Annotated in this window: 25 protein-coding genes; 20 read left to right on the forward strand and 5 right to left on the reverse strand. The window is 31.1% G+C overall.

The features are described from left to right. The first annotated feature begins 377 nt into the window (after positions 1-377). Together OH806_RS05400 and OH806_RS05405 are read left to right on the forward strand one after the other, a co-directional pair. Complete coding sequence (locus OH806_RS05400) at positions 378-1,268, forward strand: C1 family peptidase (RefSeq protein WP_264742649.1); 891 nt, start codon at positions 378-380, stop codon at positions 1,266-1,268. A gap of 109 nt (positions 1,269-1,377) precedes the next feature. After that, positions 1,378-3,126, forward strand: coding sequence for a hypothetical protein (locus OH806_RS05405; protein WP_264742650.1), 1,749 nt, complete (start codon positions 1,378-1,380; stop codon positions 3,124-3,126). A gap of 52 nt (positions 3,127-3,178) precedes the next feature. Here OH806_RS05405 and OH806_RS05410 read toward each other — a convergent pair whose 3' ends face one another. Then, positions 3,179-4,369 carry a phosphoglycerate kinase gene (locus OH806_RS05410; protein ID WP_264742651.1) on the reverse strand — a complete coding sequence of 397 codons (1,191 nt, stop codon included), beginning with the start codon at positions 4,367-4,369 and terminating at the stop codon, positions 3,179-3,181. Between the two features lie 555 nt (positions 4,370-4,924). Between OH806_RS05410 and rpiB the strand changes: the two genes are divergently transcribed. The 8 genes from rpiB to tsaB all read left to right on the forward strand — a co-directional run bounded on the left by rpiB (position 4,925) and on the right by tsaB (position 11,926). Next, positions 4,925-5,359 carry a ribose 5-phosphate isomerase B gene (gene rpiB, locus OH806_RS05415; RefSeq protein WP_264742652.1) on the forward strand — a complete coding sequence of 145 codons (435 nt, stop codon included), beginning with the start codon at positions 4,925-4,927 and terminating at the stop codon, positions 5,357-5,359. A gap of 334 nt (positions 5,360-5,693) precedes the next feature. Further along, positions 5,694-7,847, forward strand: a complete 2,154-nt coding sequence (gene rnr / locus OH806_RS05420; protein WP_264742653.1) for a ribonuclease R — start codon at positions 5,694-5,696, stop codon at positions 7,845-7,847. A gap of 52 nt (positions 7,848-7,899) precedes the next feature. Then, positions 7,900-8,592 (forward strand): LysE family translocator, encoded by a 693-nt coding sequence (locus OH806_RS05425; RefSeq protein ID WP_264742654.1) that lies wholly within the window; start codon positions 7,900-7,902, stop codon positions 8,590-8,592. Further along, positions 8,589-9,521, forward strand: coding sequence for a S66 peptidase family protein (locus tag OH806_RS05430; protein WP_264742655.1), 933 nt, complete (start codon positions 8,589-8,591; stop codon positions 9,519-9,521). Before OH806_RS05425 ends, OH806_RS05430 begins: the two co-directional genes overlap by 4 nt. A 41-nt stretch (positions 9,522-9,562) precedes the next feature. Then, positions 9,563-9,934, forward strand: a complete 372-nt coding sequence (locus OH806_RS05435) for a YraN family protein (protein WP_264742656.1) — start codon at positions 9,563-9,565, stop codon at positions 9,932-9,934. A 71-nt stretch (positions 9,935-10,005) separates the two neighbouring features. Continuing rightward, the gene (locus OH806_RS05440) at positions 10,006-10,755 is read left to right on the forward strand and encodes an SDR family NAD(P)-dependent oxidoreductase (RefSeq protein ID WP_264742657.1); all 750 of its coding nucleotides are present in this window, start codon (positions 10,006-10,008) and stop codon (positions 10,753-10,755) included. Positions 10,756-10,759: 4 nt separating this feature from the next. Beyond that, on the forward strand, positions 10,760-11,200 hold the full coding sequence (locus OH806_RS05445; protein ID WP_264742658.1) for a hypothetical protein: 441 nt from the start codon (positions 10,760-10,762) through the stop codon (positions 11,198-11,200). 45 nt (positions 11,201-11,245) lie between these two features. After that, a complete protein-coding gene (gene tsaB / locus OH806_RS05450; RefSeq protein WP_264742659.1) occupies positions 11,246-11,926 on the forward strand; it encodes a tRNA (adenosine(37)-N6)-threonylcarbamoyltransferase complex dimerization subunit type 1 TsaB in 681 nt (226 codons plus the stop codon). Positions 11,927-11,948: 22 nt separating this feature from the next. On the opposite strand, the gene porW is transcribed toward tsaB, so the two are convergent. The 4 genes from porW to OH806_RS05470 form a co-directional block, all read right to left on the reverse strand. Continuing rightward, entirely contained in the window at positions 11,949-14,585 is a 2,637-nt protein-coding gene (gene porW / locus OH806_RS05455) for a type IX secretion system periplasmic lipoprotein PorW/SprE (RefSeq protein ID WP_264742660.1), read from the reverse strand. Between the two features lie 86 nt (positions 14,586-14,671). Next, positions 14,672-15,226, reverse strand: coding sequence for a Maf family protein (locus OH806_RS05460; RefSeq protein ID WP_264742661.1), 555 nt, complete (start codon positions 15,224-15,226; stop codon positions 14,672-14,674). A 10-nt stretch (positions 15,227-15,236) separates the two neighbouring features. Continuing rightward, positions 15,237-15,755, reverse strand: a complete 519-nt coding sequence (locus OH806_RS05465) for a KdsC family phosphatase (RefSeq protein WP_264742662.1) — start codon at positions 15,753-15,755, stop codon at positions 15,237-15,239. Continuing rightward, a complete protein-coding gene (locus OH806_RS05470) occupies positions 15,745-16,494 on the reverse strand; it encodes a Rossmann-like and DUF2520 domain-containing protein (protein ID WP_264742663.1) in 750 nt (249 codons plus the stop codon). The genes OH806_RS05465 and OH806_RS05470 overlap by 11 nt, the downstream gene beginning before the upstream one ends. Positions 16,495-16,683: 189 nt before the next feature. On the opposite strand from OH806_RS05470, the gene OH806_RS05475 reads away from it, so the two are divergent. The 10 genes from OH806_RS05475 (at position 16,684) to OH806_RS05520 (ending at position 25,313) form a co-directional block, all read left to right on the forward strand. After that, entirely contained in the window at positions 16,684-17,235 is a 552-nt protein-coding gene (locus OH806_RS05475) for an RNA polymerase sigma factor (RefSeq protein WP_264742664.1), read from the forward strand. 18 nt (positions 17,236-17,253) lie between these two features. Beyond that, positions 17,254-17,793 (forward strand): hypothetical protein, encoded by a 540-nt coding sequence (locus OH806_RS05480; protein ID WP_264742665.1) that lies wholly within the window; start codon positions 17,254-17,256, stop codon positions 17,791-17,793. A 9-nt stretch (positions 17,794-17,802) separates the two neighbouring features. Next, positions 17,803-18,312: a hypothetical protein gene (locus OH806_RS05485; protein WP_264742666.1), complete on the forward strand. Its 510-nt coding sequence runs from the start codon at positions 17,803-17,805 to the stop codon at positions 18,310-18,312. Between the two features lie 156 nt (positions 18,313-18,468). Then, complete coding sequence (lepA, locus tag OH806_RS05490) at positions 18,469-20,265, forward strand: translation elongation factor 4 (protein ID WP_264742667.1); 1,797 nt, start codon at positions 18,469-18,471, stop codon at positions 20,263-20,265. Between the two features lie 110 nt (positions 20,266-20,375). Then, positions 20,376-21,071: an NUDIX hydrolase gene (locus tag OH806_RS05495; RefSeq protein WP_264742668.1), complete on the forward strand. Its 696-nt coding sequence runs from the start codon at positions 20,376-20,378 to the stop codon at positions 21,069-21,071. 258 nt (positions 21,072-21,329) lie between these two features. Next, on the forward strand, positions 21,330-21,665 hold the full coding sequence (locus OH806_RS05500; RefSeq protein WP_264742669.1) for a hypothetical protein: 336 nt from the start codon (positions 21,330-21,332) through the stop codon (positions 21,663-21,665). A 2-nt stretch (positions 21,666-21,667) separates the two neighbouring features. Continuing rightward, the gene (locus OH806_RS05505) at positions 21,668-22,522 is read left to right on the forward strand and encodes a hypothetical protein (protein ID WP_264742670.1); all 855 of its coding nucleotides are present in this window, start codon (positions 21,668-21,670) and stop codon (positions 22,520-22,522) included. Between the two features lie 3 nt (positions 22,523-22,525). Continuing rightward, positions 22,526-23,596: an adenylosuccinate synthetase gene (locus OH806_RS05510; RefSeq protein WP_264742671.1), complete on the forward strand. Its 1,071-nt coding sequence runs from the start codon at positions 22,526-22,528 to the stop codon at positions 23,594-23,596. Positions 23,597-23,603: 7 nt separating this feature from the next. Further along, positions 23,604-24,074 carry a macro domain-containing protein gene (locus OH806_RS05515; RefSeq protein ID WP_264742672.1) on the forward strand — a complete coding sequence of 157 codons (471 nt, stop codon included), beginning with the start codon at positions 23,604-23,606 and terminating at the stop codon, positions 24,072-24,074. 6 nt (positions 24,075-24,080) lie between these two features. Then, a complete protein-coding gene (locus tag OH806_RS05520; RefSeq protein WP_264742673.1) occupies positions 24,081-25,313 on the forward strand; it encodes a TIGR02452 family protein in 1,233 nt (410 codons plus the stop codon). The last annotated feature ends 1 nt before the right edge of the window (position 25,314 follow it).

Raw genomic sequence — 25,314 nt, forward strand, 5'->3', positions numbered from 1 at the left:
TTATATAATTTTTTCAAAATTGTTTCTTAAGATTTAAATATTACATTTTAATAAACTTTGAAAATTCAATCTACATCAAATCTTTAAATAAAATAGAAAAATAAAATATATGAAAACTATTTAAGAAAACATATTTGATAAATATTTTAAATAATAATGAAAAATATTCAATACAAAAACTAACTAAAAAAGCAAAATATAAATAAAATAGGTATAGAAATAAAATCATAAAAAATTAAAAAATATTAGCAATAGTAATACTTCAGAGCATATCTAATAAATAACATTCAACAAAAATCAAAAATAAATAAAATAAATACATCAATTATAAGTGAATAAATTATATATTCGCATTACAAACCAAAATAAATATTTTTATGAAAAACTTTAAATTAATTGCATTTTTATTAGGAATGCTATCAATTTCTTCATGCGACAATTCATCTGAAGAAATTAAACAAGCTAATGAACCAGAGGTAAATCAAAAAATGTACTCATTGGGCGCAAAATTTGTAGATCCTCAAACTTATGAATCTTATCAAAAAGTAGATCTTGAAGCTTTAACCATGAAATACATGGGCAAAAATGCATCAGCTGCAAAAACGACATTACCCTCAAGTTATACGATAACAAGCTCACCCGTAGGAAACCAAGGAGCCGAAGGATCTTGTGTAGCTTGGGCAACAGCATATGCTGCAGCAAGTTCACTAGAATACAATTTTAAAGGAATGACATTTCCAAATGCTACAAGAAGTCCCGAATATGTATATAATCAGATAAAAATCGGAACTTGTGCTCAAGGTGCTTATGTGACTACAGGTTTGAATTTAATAAAAAACCAAGGAGTTTGCAGTTGGTCAGAAATGCCATACACAGATACTAGCTGCTCCACCCTTCCAAATACTGCTCAAAAAAATGCTGCAAGTACACATAAATTCACATCTTGGGCTACTGTAAATAAAACTGATTTAACGGCTGTAAAAACATTATTAAGCATGAAATTACCTGTAATTATAGCAGTTACTGTAGATGATGCTTTTTATAATATGGGTTCTACAGGTTGGATCTGGAAATCTCATTCAGGAAAAAACTATGGAGGACATGCCATTTGTGTCGTAGGATATGACGATGCAAAACAAGCCTTTAAAGTTCAAAACTCATGGGGAACTTCATGGGGACAAAGCGGATACTTTTGGATAGATTATTCATTCTTTGCTAAATCTTTCGGAGGAGCAATTAATGAATGCTATGTAGCTTATGTTCAATAAACTAAATAAAAAAAGTGGTCACTTGACCACTTTTTTATTATTTATATATTAAGCGCCAAGTTTTGACGTTGTGACTAAATATTTTTGTTTCAAATAAAATATACTTTTTATGGAAACAATTTATACAACAACGTCAGCAACACCAAAAGTTTTAGTAACACACAATCCAAATTCAAAAGAAATACTAAACTATGAATTAGTAACAAAAAACCTCGATGGGCAAGATATAACAGATTTATGGATTGACGAAAACAATTATAAAATATACATAAAAGATGGTAGTTATTACTATAAAGCAGTTTTTCACGATAATGTTATTAATTTAAATAATTTTATTGATCGTAATTATCCAGATATTACAAAACTATTGCAATTTGTAATTAAAATGGCTTATCAATTATCTCAAACTACAAATGGTTGGAAAGAACCCTTAAAAATAAAAATCCCAACAGGAAAATTTTTAGTAACAGACACACTTATAGACACTTCATTAGATGTAAATGCGGGAAAATTTATATTAGAAGGTGAAGGTTATCAAAATACTATTATAAAATTTGAACCAAATACTGAAAAATTTTTATTTAACAACGATAAAATTTTTGGATATACAACCTTTTCAAATATTGGATTCATTTCAAATGGTTCAGGTAAGTTTATGAATGCAATTGGAGGAGGTAATGGAAATGCTCAATCATTACTATTTACAGGTTGTAGTTTTAATTACTTTAAAACTATTCTAGATGTTACTGGAGATACAATGATGTCTGAAATTACATTTAGAGATTGTAAAATAAAGGATGCTCCAGAAAACTCAGTTCTTTTTAAACTTAATAATCCGCAAGCAGTAAATTGGAGATTTTATTCTACTGATATTGAAAATAACTTCGGAATCATATTTGATTTTTATGCTGGTTCTACCATATCATATTATCAGGGTTCAATCATTTCAAAACACACTACAGAAAAAATAATATTCAGAGTTAATAATGTTGCAGATCCCAATAAATTTGGATCAGGAAACTCTCCACAATTACAAATAAATGGAGTTAGATTTGAACTAAGAGATAACACAAAACTCATAAAAATTGACAATGAAGATGTAGAATTTTCAGCAAAATTTGATAATTGTGGTATGGGAGGTTACAATCTAGATACTTCAATTTATACTATTGATATAAAAGGAAAAGGCAATTTCATTTTTGATAATTGTACTAATTACCAAAACTTTAAATTTAAACATCAAGTAAGAAATGCAGATTCATACTTACATCCAGCAAAAATTAAATTTATAAATACATGTCCGGATCTGGAACTTATTAATAATGGATCATGCAATGAAGTATTTAATACAGGTGGATACCCAATCTATGTTTTTGAAAATTGTGGATTAAACTCATACTATAGGCCTTTTGGGCGTGATACTTTTTTCTTAAACAACGATTACTATAAAATAAGTAAGAAAATAATTTCAAAAGGATCTCGAAATAATGGTACAATACAAGAAGAAACTAGTGTTGTACAAGATAGAGTTTATGCCGATTTAGGACAAAATACAGTAGGATACAAACATCTCGTATCTTTTGATCTTCCAAACGTTCCAATCCATTCAATTAAAATTATTTTTGATAAAGCTTGGCAAGGTGGATATGGAGGTCAAACTTATAATGTAAAAGTCCTTAAAACTAATACTCCAGATCCTATAGCAACAGGACAATTAAATACTAGTAATAAATTAGAATTAACAGCTAATACTGGTTATTTTTTAGCAAATAATGATAAAATCCACATTCAAGTAGAAACTATAGAAGCTTGGAGCCAGACTTTAGGCATAAAAGTATTTTTAGTAGTAGAATATTAAATAAAAAAGGGAATCCATTTGATTCCCTTTCTTTCAATTTATATAATTAAATTTAATTATTTATAGCAGCTACACCAGGAAGTTCAAGACCTTCTAAACTCTCAAGCATTGCACCACCTCCTGTAGAAACATAGCTAACTTTCTCTCCATATCCGAATTGCTTAACAAAGGCAACACTGTCACCTCCTCCAACTAAAGAGAAAGCACCTTGTTTTGTAGCCTCAGCAATACTATCGCCAAGAGCTACAGTTCCTCCGGCAAAATTAGACATTTCGAAAACTCCGATTGGTCCGTTCCAAAGAATAGTTCTTGAGTTTAATAATACATCATTAAATTGATCTCTTGATTTAGAACCTGCATCTAATCCCATCCAGCCTTCACTAATCTCGTATATATTAACTTCTTTTCTCTCAGCATCATTGCTAAAACTTTCAGCTACAATAGCATCAGACGGAAGATATACCTTTACATTATTTTCTTTAGCTTTAGCAAGAATTTCCAATGCTAAAGGTAATTTATCTTCTTCAACTAAAGAATTTCCGATTTTACCACCAAGAGCCTTTATAAAAGTAAATGCCATACCTCCACCAATAATAAGATTATCAACAGCAGGTAAAATATTTTCTATAATGGTAATTTTAGTTGAAACTTTAGAACCTCCTAAAATAGCCGTAACAGGTCGTTCACCACTTTTCAAAACTTTATCAATAGCCTGAAGTTCTTTGCCCATTAATATACCGAAAAATTTAGTTGAAGGAAAATATTGAGCAATAACAGCAGTTGAAGCATGTGCTCTGTGAGCTGTTCCGAAAGCATCATTTACATAAGCATCAGCTAACTTAGAAAGCTGTTCAGCAAAAGCTTCATCACCATTTTCCTCTTCTTTGTGAAAACGTAAATTTTCTAATAATAGAATTTCACCAGCTTTTAACTCAGAAACAGCAAGTTCAGCCTTCTCACCTACACATTCATCTACAAATTTTACTTCCTGACCAAGTACATTAGAAACTTCATCTACAATATGTCTTAATGAAAACTCATCTTTTACTTCCCCTTTTGGTCTTCCAAGGTGTGCCATTAAAATTACAGAACCTCCATCTTTAAGAATTTTATCAACTGTAGGTTTTACCGCAACAATTCTTGTATTATCAGTAACTTTTAGCTGATCATCCTGTGGAACATTGAAGTCTACTCTTACAAGAGCTCTCTTATCTTTAAAATTGAAATCATTGATTGTTTTCATAAATACCGTAGAATTTTCGTTTCACAAATGTAAGATTTTAAACTTTTTGAAAAGCCCCAACCTGATAAAAGTTATCAAAAAAGTTTTCCATCGACCCAACAATCATTAATCAACATTTTTTTTTCTCTTAAAAAAAAAAATATGTCTTTGTTGTTGAGTCTTGTTAGTTTAGGGGATAAGTTTTTCTGAAATAATTCATAACATTTAATTTCATATAAATTCACATCTTATTTACATTATAATTTTCTGAGAATCTGTTTTTTCGGTCTTTTACTAACAATTATTGATAACTTTTCCCCAATTTCTTTTATTAATAACTGATTTATGGAAAAGCTAGAGAATTCTCCTGAGAAAGTTTCTTAAAAAATTTGTTAAAATTTTTGCAGATAGTTTTCATTACAAATTTTTATAGTTCGATCAAATATTTATTTTGTCATACTTATCCACAGTTATTCACATTGCTTTTCACAATTTACTCCCGAATGACTCACAAGCTTTGTTATTATTCTTACCTTTGTACCGAAATAAATCTAAAGAAAGCTTAATACAAGTATTATGAAAAGAAAAATAGCTATTGCTGCAGACCATGCTGGCTTCGAGTATAAGGAGATTGTTAAAAACTATTTATCAGAAAACTTTGAAGTTCAGGATTTTGGAACGTTTTCCACAGACAGTGTGGATTATCCTGACTTTGTACACCCTGCTGCAACTTCTGTTGAAAATGGGGAAAATGAATTAGGAATATTAATTTGCGGAAGTGGAAACGGTGTACAAATTACAGCAAATAAACATCAGAAAATTCGTTGTGCTCTTTGCTGGATGCCTGAAATTGCAAGTTTGGCAAGACAACACAATGATGCTAATATGATTTCCATGCCGGCAAGATTCATATCTAAAGAACTGGCTATTGAAATTGTAGATAAATTTATCTCTACAGATTTTGAAGGTGGCAGACATCAAAACAGAGTTGATAAAATAGCATTTTGCTAAATATATAAAGGCTTGTAAATCAAATTACAAGCCTTATTTATTTTTTAATTTGTATCTTTGCAAAGTCCAATAGAATTTACCAGTCTATTATTTCCACTTAAACCTAAAGAAATATTAAAACATTTTAATAAAAGGTTTTTCTCTCCGTTTCTTCATAATTTGTAGTAATTTTATAAAAAACTTCAATTCCATTGTAAAATATTTGGAAGGAAAATTGATGATGTTGAATTACTAATAAAAGTAAAAAAAGAAAATGCTAAAAATTATCTTTTAAGATGATTTTAAAATGGTTTTAATTTTAGATTAAAACTATAATTAAATAACTAAATATAAAATGCCAAAAAAAAGAAAATATATAAGTCAGAAAAATGAACATAAACTGAAGGAAATCGGAAGATTAATCCTACGTTTTATGAATGAAAATTCTACTAAAATCTATAATTATAAACAGATTGCAGATGGAATTGATTATAAAAACCCAAGACAAAGAGAGCTTGTAATTCAGGCTTTGCATAAACTTCAGGGTTCAGAAAAAATAAAAGAAACTGAAAAAGGAAAATATATTGTAAACCTTAATATTAAAGGTACACTTACAGGAATAATAGATTTTAACCAATCCGGAAACGCTTATGTAAATGTAGAAGGATTGGAAGATGATATCTTCATCCATTCTAAAAATGTAAAAGATGCTTTACAGGGTGATAAAGTTTTAATTGTAACCTATACTTATAAAGGTAAAAAATTAGAAGGCTCTGTTTTGGAGGTTTTAGAAAGAACAAGAACCGAATTTGTGGGAACTTTACAAGTTGTTACTCATAAAGACTTCGGGTTTGTTGTTTGTGATAAAAAAACGATTAATACAGACATATTTATTCCTAAAGGAAAATTCGGAGGTGCTGAAGATGGTGACAAAGTTATTGTAAAAATGACGGAATGGAAACCTGGAGATAAAAATCCCGAAGGTGAAATTATACAGGTTTTAGGTGCTCCGGGAGAACATGAAACAGAAATTCACTCTATTCTTGCAGAATATGGTTTACCTTATGCTTTTCCTGAAGAAGTGGAGAGAGATGCAGATAAAATCGACAGAAGTATCAGCAATGAAGAGGTAGCAAAACGTTGGGATATGCGTGGAATTACAACTTTCACTATTGACCCGAAAGATGCAAAAGATTTTGATGATGCTCTTTCAATAAGAAAACTGAAAAATGGAAATTGGGAAATTGGAGTTCACATTGCGGATGTTTCCCATTATGTAGTTCCAGGAACTATTTTGGATGATGAAGCGTATCAGAGAGCTACTTCTGTTTATCTGGTAGATCGTGTTGTACCGATGCTTCCGGAAGTTTTGAGTAACGATGTTTGTTCACTTCGTCCGAATGAAGATAAGTATACATTTTCAGCAGTCTTTGAACTCAATGATAAAGCCGAAATCGAGAAACAATGGTTTGGTAGAACGGTTATTCATTCCGATAGAAGATTCACTTATGAAGAAGCACAGGAAATAATTGAGGGTAAAGATGGAGATTTTAAAGAAGAAATTCTGGTTTTAGATAAATTGGCGAAAATAATGCGTCAGAAAAGAATCAAAAACGGTGCAATTACTTTCGATAGAAGTGAAGTAAGATTCAATTTAGATGAAAATAATGAACCGATTGGGGTTTATTTCAAAATAAGCAAAGATGCAAATCATTTGATTGAAGAATTTATGCTTCTTGCCAACAGAAAAGTTTCAGAATTTATTTCTGTAAATCAAAAAGGAGATATCACTCAGAATACATTTATTTATCGTGTTCATGATGATCCGGATCCTGCAAAACTAGAATCTTTGAGAGATTTTGTTTCCACTTTCGGATATAAAATGGATTTAGCAAATACCAAAAAAGTAGCAGAATCTTTAAACAAATTACTTCACGATGTGAAAGGCAAAGGTGAAGAAAATATGATTGAAACTTTGGCAATGCGAAGTATGAGCAAGGCGGTTTATTCTACCGAACCAATCGGGCATTATGGTCTTGGTTTCGCCTATTATAGCCATTTCACCTCTCCTATTCGTCGTTATCCTGATTTGATTGCACATAGACTTCTTCAACATTATTTGGATGGAGGAAAATCTCCAAACAAACCAGAACTGGAAGAAAAAGCAAAACATTGTAGTTCGATGGAAAGGTTGGCAGCTGATGCAGAAAGAGATTCTATCAAATTTATGCAGGTGAAATTCATGGAAAAACATTTGGGAGAAACTTTCAATGGTGTGATTTCTGGAGTTGCAGAGTTTGGTTTTTGGGTAGAAATCCCTGAAAACGGAGCGGAAGGTTTGATAAAACTGAGAGATTTAGTAGATGACTCCTATATGTATGATGCTAAAACACATGCTGTTTACGGAATAAGACATGGTAAAAAATATCAATTGGGAGACCAAGTACAAATAAAAGTGGTAAAGGCAAACTTGATTCAAAAACAATTGGATTTTAAGATTGTTGATTAATTAAATCAGAAAGTTTAAATAATAAGATTTGTAAATTTCATAATTTTACAAAATGCTAGATTTTGAATTTTATAGAAATGCAATAGGATTAGGAACACTATTAAGTCTGGTTTTTATAGGACCAATATTTTTCCTTCTGATTGAAACCAGCTTTTCCCGAGGTCCTAAACATGCTTTAGCATTAGATTTAGGCGTTATTTCTGCTGATATACTATGTATTGTTGCATCATATTATGCAAGTGCAGATTTGGTGAAAATTATAGATAAACATCCAGGTTTTTATAGAATTACGGCTCTTATTATTTTTATTTATGGTATTGTAATGATGGTAACGAAAACAAAAATGCATATACCCGGTGAAGATAAAATCATTAGTCAGAATTATTTTAAAACATTTATGAATGGTTTTCTATTTAATCTTCTGAATGTGGGTGTTATTTTATTCTGGCTGGTTACTGTTATTTCTGTGAGAAACCAGTATCCGGATACTTCTAATTTTATTCTTTATATAAGCATTGTCATTGGAACTTATTTGTGTATAGACCTTGCTAAAATCTTTTTAGCAAAACAATTTCATGATAAATTAACGCAAAAAGTAGCCAATAAAATCAGAAAAATAGTTGGCGGAATTCTTATAATTTTCAGTTTTTTTATATTCTTACAGAGCTTCAAAAAATTCAATCAGTTTGATAAGCAATTAGAAGAAGCAGAAAAAACTGAAGTAAAATATCAAAAAGCAAAATGAAGAAAAATATCTTTCCAAAGTCACTAAAAAAAGGTGATAAAATAGCTATAATTTCTCCTGCGGGAGCTGTAGATGCCAATCAGCTTGAAAAAGGAATTAAGATGATTAAAAACAAAGGTTTCAAACCTGTTTTAGGAGAACATCTCTATACTAAGTTTTCGAATGGATACAATTATGCAGGAACAGAAAAGGAAAGGATAAAAGATATTAACTGGGCTTTAAATGACAAAGAAATTTCTGCAATCTGGGCTTCCAGAGGTGGATATGGATGTCAGCATTTAATCCAGCATTTGAATTTGAAAAATTTCATTAAAAATCCGAAATGGTATATAGGTTATTCAGATAATACAGTTATTCAAAGTTATTTATTGAATAAAGGTTTTACTTCAATTCATGGGCAAACCATCAAAACTTCCAGCTTTGGTGTGACTGATGAAAGCTATGATTTGATTTTTGATATCTTAAAAGGAAAGACACCAAAATATAGCCTAAAATCACATCAATTTAATAGAGAAGGAAATATTGAAGGAGAATTGGTTGGTGGAAATTTAGCCCTTATTTATGCACTCTTAGGAACTAAATATTCTTATGATTTCAAGGATAAAATTTTATTCATTGAAGATATTGGTGAAAACTTTTATGCTCTTGACAGAATGATAATGAGTCTTGAATTAGCAGGAGTTTTCAAAAAAATAAAAGGTTTAATTGTTGGTGGAATGACCAATATGGGAGATGAAGAAGACAATAAGCAATATGAAGAAAGTTTTGATGAGTTTGCTTATAAATTAATTTCTGAAAGAATTTCAAAATATAAATTCCCGGTAGTTTTTGGTTTCCCAAATGGTCATATTAAAGACAACAGACCTTTGATTATTGGTGGAAAAGTGAAGCTAAAAATTGAAAATAAAAAAGTAAAAGTAGAATTCTAAGTTTTTTGTTTCGAAAACTATCAATTATTTTGATATAAAAAATGGCAACTCACAACGATTTCGGGAAAAAAGCAGAAGATTTGGCTGTTGAATTTTTGATTAAAAATGGCTATAAAATCTTGATAAGAAATTATCGTTTTCAGAAAGCAGAAATTGATATTATTGCCGAGAAAGAAAATCAAATCATTATTATTGAAGTAAAAGCCCGTTCTACTGACGTTTTTATGCTACCTCAAGAAGCTGTTACAAAATCTAAAATAAAGTTGATTATTTCTGCTGCGAATCATTATTTGGAAGAGTTTAATAAAGATAAAGAAGTAAGATTTGATATTATTTCTGTGCTTCCTGATCAAAAAGGAAATCTAAATATAGAGCATATAGAAGATGCTTTTACAGCATTTGATGCTAACTGAAAAATATAATAATTTATCAATGCAGCAATTGTTATATTCTTAGATTTTTACACTAAAAATTTACATTTTTTATGAAAACAATATTGGTAACCGGAGCCACTTCCGGAATTGGAAAATCCACAGCAGAATTACTTGCAAAACAAGGAAATAGAATTATTATCTGTGGAAGAAGAAGTGAGATTTTAGAGTCTCTGAAAACTGAACTTTCTGCTTATACCGAAATTTTTAGTTTAAAATTTGATGTAAGGAATTTGGAAGAAGTTGAAAATGCTATCAATTCGCTTCCTGAAGAATGGAAAAATATTGATGTTTTAATTAATAATGCAGGAAATGCACATGGTTTAGATCCTCTTTCCGCAGGAAAAACTGATGATTGGGATTCTATGATTGATGGAAATGTAAAAGGACTTTTATACGTTTCTAAAATGATTATTCCTAGAATGAAAGAAAGAAAATCAGGACATATTGTGAATATAAGTTCTGTAGCTGCAAGGCAAACTTATGTAAATGGAGTTGTATATTGTGCTACCAAAAAAGCTGTAGATGTGATTTCCGAAGGAATGAGACTTGAATTAACGGAATTTGGGATTAAAGTAACTAATATTCAACCCGGAGCTGTAGAAACCGATTTTTCTTTAGTAAGATTTAAAGGTGACAGTGAAAAAGCATCGACTGTTTATGCAGGTTATGAAGCCTTAAAAGCTGAAGATATTGCAGATTCTATTGCATATTGTGTAAATGCGCCAAAACATGTTTGTATTTCGGATATGACGATTTATCCTACAGCTCAAGCCGAACCAAGAACTATTTACAGAAAATAATAGAATGAGAAGATTTTTATCATTAATTTTTTTCTTTTTCTTAAGTTTTTGGAATTCTCAAACAACAAAGATTTCTTTAACTGAACCAAAATTAACTGAAAGTATTCAGCTTTTGGACCAATTTATGAAAGATAATGATGAAAGAATAGTTGATATTTTATGTTCGGATGTTTCTTTTGGTCATTCAAATGGTTGGGTTCAAAATCTTGGGGATTTTAAAGAAGATTTTAATTCAAAAAAGGTTACTTATAAAGACATCAAACAAATTGAAATTTCTGATATCAGAAAACATAAAAATATATATTCTGTACGAAGAAAAATAAACGTTTCTGGTACTTACAAAAACAATGATTTTGAAATCATACTTTCTCTGCTCGAAATCTGGAAGAAGGAGAAATTGGTTTGGAAACTTTGGAGTCGTCAAAGTGTAGAAATAAAGCCATAAATTTGCAGAAATTTACAATGCATTTTGCAAACTTAAAATTAAAAAATGAAAATTTTATATCTAGAAACATCTTCAAAAAACTGTTCGGTTGCTATTTCAGATAATGAAAAATTGCTTTGTCTGACGGAGGAAGTTTCTGAAAACTATAAACAATCAGAAAGTCTTCACACTTTTGTAGAATGGGCTTTGGAAGGAGCAGGAATTTCACTAAAAGATATTGAAGCGATATCTTTAGGAAAAGGGCCGGGTTCTTATACAGGTTTAAGGATTGGTTCTTCTTCGGCTAAAGGGTTTTGTTATGGTCTGAAAGTTCCTTTGGTTGCTGTTAATTCTTTAGAAACGATGATAGAGCCTTTTTTAGGGCAAAACTATGATTATATAGTACCTTTGATTGATGCAAGGCGAATGGAGGTCTATACGGCTGTTTATGATGGTAAAACAGGAAATGAAATATCAGGTACGGAAGCAAAAATTTTAGATGAAACTTCTTTTGAAGAATTCAAAGATAAAAAAATAGTATTTGTAGGAGATGGGGCTAAAAAAGCTAAGGAAATATTACAGCTTCCCAATGCTGATTACAATGAAAACGTCTACCCTTCTGCACAATATTTAATCAAGAAAACATTGGAGAAAATAGATAAAAAAGAGTTTGAAGATATTGCATATTTCGAACCATTTTATCTTAAAGATTTCCATGGTGTAAAGAAAAAGAAAAGCGAAGATTAATTTCTTCGCTTTTTATTTTTGATTATTTTTCTTGTGGTCTTTGAGGAACAGAATTTTGGGTCTGTTGTTTTTGTTGCTGCTTTTTATTTTGCTGAACAGGTACTTGCTGAGTCGTATTAATTTCATCTAAAAGCAGGTTGTTATTATTTTGAACAGGCTGCTGTAATTTATTATTTTGAAGATTTTTGTTATCAGGAATAATGTTATTATTCTGAACAGGAGATGATGGTTGTGACTGAACCACATTATTTTCACCTGGTCTTTGTGGAATAACATTTCCTTTATCATCAGTCGATTGGAAGCTCAAATCACTTTTCAGATAATTAAGCATTTCTTTTGCTTTTATACCTTCAGGTGTTTTAGAATAATTAAGAGCAATTTGTTCCAGCTGTAGAATCATTACCTCTTTCCCACTCGATTTTCCTGCATTAAATGCATTTAAAAGTGATAATTTGGGTACAAGAGCATCTTTTGGAAACTTTTGAATTGTTTGCTCAATAATATCTTTACTTTCTGAAAACTTTTCAGCTTCAAACAATGCATAAGCTCGTTTATATTCACTTTCTACTTCTTCTGAAGATTTTACGAACGAAGTGTTTTTAGGGTTTCTCGCAAATTCAGCATAGGAAGAGTAAGGATAATCATTTAATAAGATTTGTTTTGCTCTTTCTGAAGCTTGAGGATTTTTCTCATAATTCATTGCAAAAATCTCGTAAAGAGCCTGTAACATTACCTTTTCTTCAGGTTTTACATCTACCAAATCATATAAAGTTTTTGTAGCTAAAGAAGTATTGGTAAAATAATTCTGATACATAATACCTAATCCCAAAGATGCTGTATCTCTATCTTTTTTCAATTGAGATAATTTTCCTGCATCGGTTGGTATTTGTTCGATATAATAAGCGGTTTCAAAACGTCTTGGGTTTGGAGCGGAAGTCTGTCCCAGCGCTTCATTTTTCATATCTTCAATAGAAGCCATTTTTTTAGAGAAACGCCAGTTATCAACTAGTGCTCTGTCTCCCCAAACTTGTTTAAATGAAGAAGTTCCTTTACTTACGGTTCCTACATTACTGAAATAGAAGCCTTTTGTCGCTACTCCGAAATCCTCAAAAGAATTTGAACTGTTTGCAAAGATTGAATTGGCACCGTAATCTCCTGTATCAAAACCTTTTGCTCTTTCAGCACGTTTTCTTTCCAGTTCTTCTTTTTCTTCTTTAGCTTTTAATTTAGCAATATGTTTTGAGAAAAAATCGGTTTTTTGCTCAGGACTCATCTTTGCTAAAGATAAAATACTATCGTTTTTCTTTATTAAATAATAGTTCTTGGAAATCTTTTTGATATTTTCCGATTGATCTTTTAAAAGAACTTTTGAAGGTTCATAGGTCATTACAGCCAATGCAGAATCATAATAACTTCCAGCTCCGATATAGTCATTATTACCAAGATAATGATTACCTATTTCATAATATGCCAAACCACGAACCTGTGGATCTGATACTTTTTCTGTTAATGATTTTCTGAAAAACTGTTGTGCTTCATCTTTTTTACCTGCTTTATTAGCCATTAAACCTAAAGCGTAGTAAAATTCATTTTTTCTGGAACCATAAGTTCCTTTTTCACTTATATTTTCAAGATATTTTTTTGCTCCTTCATAGTCTCCCTTCCCATTAAATGTTTTTGCAACTTCTATCTGAGATTTTACTTCAAATTCAAAATCATTGGCATATTTATAAGCAGCCACAAAACTTTCTCTGGCTCTTTCACTTTGCCCTAAATTTTGTAAAACCTGACCTCTTAAATAAGCAATTCTACTCTTCAATTTTCTATTGCTATTCAGTTCAAAAGCACGATCAAGCTCTTTTACAGCTTCTTCTTTTCTGTTATCATCCAAAAGAGATTCAGCATGATAAATACTTAATAATTTATCATAGTTTTTACTTATTTTTTCATCTTTAAGCTTAGCAAAAGTTTCGTGTGCTTTATGATAATCTTTAAGTTGAGAATATGCTAAACCTTGATAAACTCTTGCCAAAGGAAGTCTTTTATCGTCTTTCATATGCGTGAAAACGTAGTTCAAGGCATCTAATGCTTCCAAAGATTTTCCTCTATAAATTCTTGACTGAGCAAGAATCATATAAGCATCAAAAATTTTCTTGTTTTTTTCTTCACCGTTTCTGATTACAGAATATTTTTTAATAGCTTTCAGAGCTTTTGCTTCTGCAATTTCCAGTGCGGTTGCACCTTTTGTCTCTGTCTGTTCTGTTTGATTTTTTCCTCCTCTTCCGAGGATATTACCAACCATAGAGTTTTCTTCACCAGGACGTGTTGGCACAGAATTTCTACCATTATTAGTAGGAGCTCTGTTAATTTCTGCCATTTTCATCGAATTTTCGGCAAAAGCAGCAGATTGACCAAGATCACTTCCCAATGGCTGATCTTCATAGGTAAGAATTGGGATGTAAGGAGCATAAAAATTATCTTTATGCGCTTTATCTCTGGTATCAAATTCACTATTCAATGCATCTTTTGCATTAAATAGAGTGTTGTAATATGTGGAAAAACCTTTCATGAACTTTGATCGTTGCTCTGGCTTCTTCACTTTTGTTCCACAAGAGATAACGATACAAGTTGTTAAAAGGAATAATATATTCTTTTTCATTTATTCAATATAACTCACTAATCTACTTTTTATTATAGAAAGTTTGATGATTTTGTAAAAATAATAAAATTTTATATTGGAAATATTTAAATCTTTTTCAAAATTTTGTAGACCAAATGAGTGGGAAGTCCCATAATGGTATAAAAACTACCTTCTACCCTTTTTATTTTTGCCATTCCGAGCCATTCTTGGATGCCGTAGCTTCCTGCTTTGTCAAAAGGTTTGTAATTTTGAATATAATATTCTATTTCGTCATCTGTTATTTCATCAAATTCTACGTTGGCAACATCTGTTTCCGTAAAAGTTTTATTTATTGTTTTTATGGTAATTCCTGTATAAACCTGATGAGTTTTTCCTGATAAAATTTTCAGCATTTTTTTTGCATCATCTTCATCTTTAGGTTTTCCAAGAAACTGATTGTCAATTGCTACAACTGTATCAGCTGTTAATAAAACTTCATCATTAAATAATTCTCTAAAAGCATTGGCCTTCAATTCAGACAAATAAGCGGCAGCCTCTCCTACTTTTATGTTTTCTGGAACAATTTCTTCACAATCGATTTTTACAATTTCAAAATCAAATCCTAGACTTGATAGTAATTCTTTTCTTCTGGGAGATTGTGATGCTAGTAATAATTTCATTTTCAATTAATTAAATTGATTGGGTGTTGTCATCATGCCAATTCCCCTGAATTTTCATTACCTGCTCAATTACATCACGTACTGCCCCACTTCCACCCTTTTTAGGAGAAATATAATCAGCAATACCTTTTACTTCGGGAACTGCGTTTTCAGGACACGCTGCAATTGCCGAATTTTCCATGATATGAATATCTGGCAAATCGTCTCCCATCGTTAAAATTTCCTCATTTTTAAGATTATATTTCTTTTTAAAATCTTCAAAATCGGATAACTTATCATGAGATTTGGCATAATAATCTTTAATTCCGAGATAATTTATTCTATGTTTTACCATTTCATCGTTTCCGCCTGTTATTACTCCGATTAAATAATTATTTTTCAGAGCTTTAACGACAGCATACCCATCTAAAACATTCATTACTCTGCACATATTTCCTTCCGGAAGTAGATAAACACTTCCGTCTGTGAAAACTCCGTCTACATCGAATACAAATGCTTTAATATCTTTTAATTTTTCTTTATAACTCATACATTTTTTGAATAGAATGATTCATTACCTTATAAATTTCAAGACTTTCGTCTTTTAATAATTGTTCATGTAATTCCAGAACTCTTTTATCATTTCTTACTGCAGGACCTGTTTGAGCTGATTTGGGCTCAATTTCATGAATTTTTTGAACAGTTTCGTCAATTAATGGTAAAAAATAATCAAAAGGGATTTCCTGTGAATCTGAAATTTCTTTAGCTCTTGAAAAAAGATGATTTACAAAATTACAAGCAAAAACTGCAGTAAGGTGAATGTATTTTCTCTTTTCGTGAGTACTTTCCATTACATTTTCCGATACTTTTGAAGCTATCTCAAAAAGTATCTTTTTATCTTCTTCATTTTCAGTTTCTATGAAAAAAGGAATTTTTTTATATTCTAATTCTTTAGATTTTGAAAATGTCTGTAAAGGATAAAAACTTGATTTTCTGTACTCCCCTACCAAAATTTCTTTTGGAAGCGAACCGGAAGTATGAGCAACTAGACAATTTTTTTTAGAAATCAGTTTAGAGATTTCTTCCACAGAATTATCACTTACACAAATGATGTACAAATCTGCGTCTTCCAGTTTTTCTGATGAAAATGGGATATTTAATTCTTCAGAAATTTTACTTAATTCTTTTTCGTTTCTTCCAAAAATTTGAACTAATGGAATTTTATTAAAAACGAAAGCTTTTGTGATATGATAGGCTACATTTCCAGAGCCAATAATTACAATTTGCATATAACAAATATAAGGCTTTGTGTTGAGTTTAAAGGATATGAGGACTAGTAATTTTTTAATTTCTTCATTGTACAAAGTTTAGGTTGTATAACGTAACTTATTGATATTATTTTTAATATTTGGACTAAAAATTGAATAAGTAATTTAACTTTTAGATATTTTTGTAATCCAAAACATTGAAAGCATCTTATGAAGATTAAGGACACGGAAATTATTTCGTTGATGCAAAACCCACGTACTCAGGAAAAAGGAGTTCGCGCGTTGATGGATGCTTATCAGAGTAGATTGTATTGGCACATCAGACGCATTATTGTTGATGGAGATCTTGCTCAGGATACTTTGCAGGAAACATTTATAAAAGCTTATCAGAATTTTCACCAGTTTAAAAATGATAGTCAATTGTATACTTGGTTGTACAGAATTGCAACCAATGAAGCATTGCAACAGATAAATAAGCTGAAGAAAATGCAAAAAACTGACGAAGATCCGGAATATTATATGCAGAATCTTGTCGCAGATAATACGGAAGAAGATGCCGAAGAAATACAAATCTTGTTACAGAATGCTATACAAAGCCTGCCCGAAAAGCAGAAACTGGTATTTATGATGCGGTATTATGATGATTTACCTTACGAAGAAATATCTAAAATTGTTGATATGTCGGTAGGAACTTTAAAGACAAATTATCATTATGCTAAACAGAAAATTGAAGAATATTTAAAAGAAAATTACGAAAGATAATTTTTGAAAGACTTAGAAATGAAAGAGTTCGACCTAGAAAAACTTGAACGTAAAAATATTTACAAGGTTCCTGATAATTTGTTTGAAAATATTCAGGAAAGAGTAATGAATGATGTGAAAGCAAAGAAAAAAGCTCCTATATTTAAATTGAGCTGGGCTTATGCTGTAGCTGCATCATTGGCTTTGATTTTTGGAGTAGTTTTTGTTTACAACTCTGATGGTAGTTCAGCAAATACAGGAAATATGCAAGGGACCTATGCTTTGAACAGTCAAGAGCCAAAAACGGAAAGCGAAATTGCTTATGAAACTTTAAAATCTGATTTGAATTCTATTGAAAATAATCAAATAGCTGATAATCAGAAAAGTAAAGAAACTTTTGATACAAAAAGTAACATTGAAGAGAAAATTAAAACTAAAACAAATAATCAAACAGTAAAAACTGTTTCAAAACAAAATGAAATTCAAATGAATGAGTATCTGGATTCTTTCTCAAACTCTGAAATTGCAGAGTTGGCAAGTAATTCAACCCAAGATGTTTATTTGGATTTATACAATTAATAAAGAAAGATGAAAAAGATATTATTTACATTTTTAATTATTTATGGTTTTGGTTTAAATGCCCAAAGGTCAGATTATGATTGGAAAAAGATGGATCCTAAACAAAGAAAAGAAGTAATAAACAACCTTTCTCCAGAAGAAAGAAAAGAACTTCTTACCAGATTTAGGAACAATATGGTGATGGATAATCTTAATGTTGACCCAAAGGATAAAGATGAGTTTACTCAACTTTATAATGAATATTTGGAAAATCAAAAACAAATTAAAAGTCAGTTTAATTCCAATTTTAATCCTGAAACATTATCTGATGAAGAAGCTAAGGTTAAATTACAACAAAGCTTTGATGTTGGCCAGAAATTATTAGATAACAGAAAAAAATATGCTGATAAAATGCAGCAGGTAATTCCTTGTCAGAAAGTTTTGAAATTATTTCAATCAGAAGGCATGATGAGAGATAAAATGAACGAAAGAAAACCTCATGGGAAACCAAATGCTTCAAAACCTAGACAAAACCCATAATAGTTTATTTTTTTAATGTTGGACGACTCTTACAATTATTTTGTGAGAGTCGTTTAATTTATGATTGATTAGATTAAAATAAACTTATACAGACTTAAAATAAGAATGACAATATCTCTCACATTTTTTTATCTTTGCAAATTACATAGTTCTTAAATGAAAAACATACGAAATTTTTGCATAATCGCTCATATTGACCACGGTAAAAGTACTTTGGCAGATCGTCTTTTGGAGTATACCAATACAGTTTCTCAAAGAGAATTACAGGCTCAGACGCTGGATGATATGGATTTGGAGAAAGAACGCGGGATTACCATTAAATCTCACGCTATCCAGATGGATTATGAATACAAAGGAGAAAAATATATTTTAAACCTAATTGACACACCGGGACACGTAGATTTTTCTTATGAAGTCTCTCGTTCTATTGCTGCTTGTGAAGGTGCTCTTCTTATTGTGGATGCTGCGCAAAGTATTCAGGCACAGACGATTAGTAATCTGTATTTAGCTTTGGAAAATGATTTGACAATTATTCCAATTTTAAATAAAATTGACCTTCCTTCTGCAAATCCTGAAGAAGTAACCGATGAAATCATGAATTTGATCGGCTGTGAATACGAAGATGTATTAAGAGTTTCAGGGAAAACAGGAGAGGGTGTTCACAATTTATTAGAGCAAATTGTGGAAAGAATTCCTGCTCCGGTTGGTGAACCAGATGCTCCTCTTCAAGCTTTGATTTTTGATTCTGTTTACAATCCTTTCAGAGGAATTGAAGCCTACTTCAAAGTTGTAAATGGAAGCATTAAAAAAGGAGAGAAAGTGAAATTCATGGCAACAGGTAAAACTTATGAAGCTGATGAAGTTGGAACTTTAAAATTGAAACAAGCTCCTAAAAAAGAGATTTTAACAGGAGATGTAGGATATATCATTTCCGGAATTAAAGATGCTCGAGAAGTAAAAGTAGGAGATACTATTACGACAACTGAAAATCCTGCTGAAGCACCAATTGAAGGTTTTGAAGAAGTAAAACCAATGGTTTTTGCAGGTATTTATCCTATTGATTCTGAAGATTTTGAAGAATTGAGGTTTTCTTTGGAAAAATTAAGACTTAATGATGCTTCTTTAGTTTTCGAACCGGAAAGTTCAGCTGCTCTTGGTTTTGGATTCCGTTGCGGATTCTTGGGAATGCTTCATATGGAGATTGTTCAGGAACGTTTGGATAGAGAATTTAACATGAACGTTATTACAACAGTTCCTAACGTATCATATCACGGGTATACTAAAAAGGAACCTGAAGTCCCGATTCTTATCAATAACCCATCAGAAATGATGGATCCTATGACAATGGATCGTGTGGAAGAACCTTATATCAAGGCTTCTATCATTACAAAATCTGATTTTGTAGGACCGGTAATGACCCTTTGTATTGAAAAAAGAGGAGAAATTGTAAATCAAAGTTATTTAACTTCAGATAGAGTAGAACTTATTTTCAATATGCCTTTGGCAGAAGTTGTTTTCGATTTCTATGACAGACTGAAATCTATTTCTAAAGGATATGCATCGTTTGATTATCATCCGATAGGTTTTAGAGCATCAAAATTGGTGAAAATGGATATCCTGATTAATGGTGATATGGTAGATGCTTTATCTTCATTAATTCATGATTCTAATGCCTATTCTATAGGTAAAAAAATGTGCGAGAAACTGAGAGAACTTATTCCAAGACAACAGTTTGATATCGCAGTACAAGCTGCTTTAGGAGCGAAAATTATTGCCAGAGAAACTATTAAAGCTTTAAGAAAGGACGTTACTGCGAAATGTTACGGAGGAGATATTTCAAGAAAAAGAAAACTTCTTGAGAAACAGAAAGAAGGTAAGAAAAAAATGAAGCAGATTGGTAGAGTAGAAGTACCACAATCGGCTTTCATGGCAGTTTTAAAACTAAACGATTAATATATACAAAACCGGTAATTTTACCGGTTTTTTTGTGTTTATGAATTAAATAGTTTTTTTTAATAGAATCTATGTTGTAATTTTGTGTATTCATAACGCAAAATAATATAATGGATTCTCCAAAAAAATTACAGGATATAAAAGTGGCTGTAGACGCAGTTATTTTCGGATATTTTGATAAAAAAGACCTTCAAATTCTTTTAATAAAAAGGAATATCGAACCATTTAAAGGAGGTTGGGCTCTTCCTGGAGGACTTGTGTTGGATGATGAAAATCTTGAGGAAGCTGTAAGAAGAGAATTATATGAAGAAGCAGGTATAAAGCCCGATTTTTTAGAACAACTATATACTTTTGGTAATGTGGGGAGAGATCCAAGAAATAGGGTGGTTTCTGTAGCTTATTTGGGGCTTGTGAATCCTTCTTATCATGAACTTTTTGCTGATTCTGACGCGGATGATGCAAAATGGTTTAGTGTCAATAAGCTTCCTAAATTGGCTTTTGACCATCAAAATATTATTGATATTGCGCTGAAAAGACTTCGTACAAAAATTCAATACCAACCAATTGGTTTTAATCTTCTTAATGATGAATTTCCTTTCTCAGATCTTGAGAATCTTTATAAAACTATTGTAGGACAAGAAATTGACCGTAGAAATTTCCGGAAAAAAATAATGAGTTACGGACTTCTTAATGAAACAAATAATGTGAAAAAAGAAGGAAGTGGAAGACCAGGAAAGCTATTTACTTTTAATCAGGAGAAATACAAAGAACTTGAAGAGCAAGGATTTTATTTTGAAATAAAATAAATGGATTATAATTTTTGTATCTGAAAATCAATTATTTATATTTATTAGTGTAAATTTAACACAAATAAATTTGCTTAATAAAATTATATTCACTTAAATTTGTGTAAAAATAACGCAATGATAGTTCAAATGATGTTAATTGAATTCATGTTCTATCACTCTTTAGAAGAAATTTAAGTCTAAAATAATTTGCTGTAAATTATTGAGAAACTATGCAATTTTTAATTAGCGTAAAAACAACACAAATAAAAATAAAATATGGAAGAAGAAATAAAACCCAGATTTATTGATGCATTAAAAAGAAATAATGATCAAATAAGAGAAGACCGTGCACAAACGATAGGAGAAGATGCAGAATTGATTTACAAACGTGTTGTGGAGGATATACAATTGAAAATCAAAAGGCTTGAAAGAGAGCAGGAAGGTTTAATAGATATCAGCCCATTAGACAAAAACAGTTTAACATTTGCAGATTTCAACTCGGAGACATTTGTTCAGAAAGACATAGAATTATCATTAACAATCAGGAACTTAAATATTCAACTAGAAGTAACAAGAAAAAGATTTGAGTATTTATTTGGTAAAAAAATTTAGTTATGGGAAGTACAAGATACGATATAGACGCTCGATATGACAGAGCAAGAAGAGAAGGCTACGCTTATAAAAGTGCCAGTGAAATTTTCACTCAGAATGCCAAGAGAATGGCTCACGAATCCATGAATCCTAAAGGAATATCTTTCAGAGAAGCCAGAGATTCATCTGTTCATCCCAATTCGTTTCCTGTAATTTTAGGATTGGATGTAACAGGAAGTATGGGACATATACCTCATGAACTCATCAAAGAAGGCTTGCCAAAATTAATGGGAGGAATTATTCAGGAAGGAGTTCCTGATACAGCTCTTTTATTTTTAGGAATTGGTGACCATGAATGCGATAATTATCCTTTACAAGTAGGGCAATTTGAATCTGGAGATGCAGAATTGGATATGTGGCTTACCCGTACTTATATAGAGTCGGGAGGAGGGGGAAATACCGGAGAAAGTTATCTTTTGGCTTGGTATTTTGCTGCTTTTCATACTAAAACCGATGCTTGGGAAAAAAGAAACCAAAAAGGATTGTTATTTACCATTGGAGATGAACCTTGTTTGAAAGTGCTTCCTGCTTCAGCTATTAGAGAAATTATGGATACAGGACAGCAAACGTATACACACACAGAATTATTGGAAGCTGTAAAAAAACGATACGACGTTTATCATATCAGTGTTTTACATTCTGACCAGGCGATTCAAGCAAACAAAGGCTGGAAAGATTTATTGGGACAGAATTGCCTGTCAATTGAAGACTATCGCGATGTTCCAACAGTAATTAAAAATGTGGTTTGCAGAAAATTTAAAAATGAAATTTCCGAAACAAATGATTGGAAAGGATTAAATAATATTCAAATGCTTTAAAAAATGAAAACAGCACAAATAATTATAGGCTTAGGTTTTGGTGATGAGGGAAAAGGTATCACTACAGATTTTTTGGCTCAACAAAATCCTGAGTCTGTAGTTATTAGGTTTTCGGGAGGCCAACAGGCTGCACATACTGTGATGATTGATGATAGAAAACACGTTCATTCGAGCTTTGCAAGTGGAGCGTTGAGAGGTTTACCTTCTTATTTTACAGAACATTGTACCATTCATCCTACTTTTTTATGGAACGAACTCAAAGAATTAAAAAAGAAAAATGGAAATATTGATTTACATATACATCCGCTAGCAAAGGTTACAACACCTTTTGATGTTTGGTATAACAGAAAAAACACAAAAAATATAGAGCACGGAACGTGTGGGAAAGGAGTAGGAGCTACAATGAAAAGGAACGAAACTCCCTATAAACTATTTGCGGTTGATTTAATTGCTCCAAGACCAATGCTGATAGAAAAACTAAAAGGAATAGCCAATTATTACGGCATCGTTGATGGAACTGAAATTGAAGAAGAACTCAACTATTTCTTAGAGGCAATAGACCAAATAGAATGGAAAATAGAAGGATATAATTATCTGAAATCGTTTGATAATCTTATATTTGAAGGAAGTCAGGGTATTTTGCTTGATATGGATCATGGTGTTTTTCCTAACGTGACGTATGCTAAGACAACTTCAAAAAATGCTTATGAAGTTTGCCAATTGTTAAATATAGAAGACATAGAGTTATTTTACGTTACAAGAACTTATTCTACACGTCATGGAAATGGTTGGATGAGTAATGAAAAGCCTTTAGAACTAAAAAATAATGAAGAAGAAACCTGTACTTTTAATGAATTTCAAAAGGATTTGCGTTTCGGAGATTTGGATTATAATTTATTGAATTATGCTTTGCAGTTGGATGATGCTTATGTATTTGCAGAAAAAAAGAATCTTGTTGTAACATGTTTAGATCAGGTTGAAGAAGAATTTAAAATGGAAAAACTCAGAATAAAATTTGATGCTGTCTACGGTTCTTATTCTCCATATTCAAAAGATTTTAAAAGAATTTATTAAAAAAGAAATGAAAACAATACACTACTTAAAAGGAGATGCAACAGCTCCAAAAGTTTACGGAAATAAAATTATTACTCATATCTGTAATGATGTTGGAGGATGGGGAAAAGGTTTTGTATTAGCAATTTCCAAAAGATGGAAAAATCCCGAAAGCGAATATAGAAATTGGTTTAAAAAAGGAGAAAATTTTAATCTTGGAGAAATTCAACTGGTTTCCGTTGAAAATGATATTTGGGTTTGCAATATGATTGCCCAACATAAAATTACAACCCACACAAAAGTTCCGCCAATTAGATATGAAGCGGTTGAAAAATGTTTGGAAAAATTGGCTGATGAAGCACTAAAAATAAACGCAAGTATTCATATGCCAAGAATAGGATGTGGTTTGGCAGGAGGAAAATGGGAAGAGATAGAGAATATAATTTTTGAGACATTATTGAAAAACAATATTGATGTCTATGTCTATGATTTTGAATAGAAAATGATGAAAACAACAACACTTTACAGACCGGTAGGCGAAAAGGAGATGGTGTTAATTATAGAAAGTAATTACAAAAAATTTCCTCCCAGATTAGAATGGCAACCTATATTTTATCCAGTCTTGGATGAAGATTATGCTTCAGAAATTGCCGAAAAATGGAATACAAGAGATGAATTTGGAAACTATCTCGGATTTGTTACCAAATTTGAGGTATTGGAAGAAGTTATTAATCGATATCAAGTACAAAATGTTGGAGCAAAAAATCATAATGAACTGTGGATTCCTTCGGAAGAATTAGAAACATTTAATCAGGCAATTGTCGGGAATATTGAAGTGATAAAAGTATTTATAGGGAAAGACTTTAAAAAACCAGTAAATACTGAACTAGAAGATTTATTATTAAACATAAAAAAACTCACGATGACAAATAAAGGTATGGCAAAAGATACTTTAGAAATCTTAGCCAGAAAATATTATATAAACGAACAAAATGAAAGAATAAGTATAGAAAACGAACTCGAAAATAGCAAAAAAGGGACAGTTTTATTTTCATCAGAACAACTTTCTGAAATGAAAGAAAAAGAACTTCCCAATACAAACTTTGAAACTAAATTTGAAGTCTGGAAATGCAGTTCTGTGAAAGCTATTTTACAATTAGCAGAAGAAGAAAATCAGGAAAAAATCATGTGTCTGAATTTTGCTTCTGCAAAAAATCCGGGAGGAGGTTTTATCAATGGGGCAGAAGCTCAGGAAGAAAGTTTGGCGAGAACTTCAGGCTTGTATGAGACTTTGCTTCAGGGTTGGGAATATTACGAAACACATCGAGCAATGACGTCTTGTTTTTATACAGATATGATGATTTATAGCCCGAAAGTTCCGGTTTTCAGAAAAGATAAAGGAGAATTGTTATCGAAACCTGTTTTATGTAATTTTATTACTTCTCCGGCAGTGAATGCAGGAGTCGTAAAACGTCAAGAACCGCAAAGAGAAGGTGAAATTTTTGGAGCGATGGATGTAAGAACCGATAAAATGTTGGCTTTAGCTTTACATCAAGGTAACGAAACCTTAATTTTAGGAGCTTGGGGATGTGGAGTTTTCAAGAATGACCCAAAAGAAATTGCAGAGCTTTTCAAAAAACATCTTCACGGAAAGTATAAAAACAAATTTAAAAGAGTTGTTTTTGCTATTCTTACAAAGAAAGAGGAAATGATAACACCTTTTGAAGAAATAAAATGAA

This window comes from Chryseobacterium oryctis (assembly GCF_025971925.1).
GTDB classification, from domain to species: Bacteria; Bacteroidota; Bacteroidia; order Flavobacteriales; family Weeksellaceae; genus Chryseobacterium; species Chryseobacterium oryctis.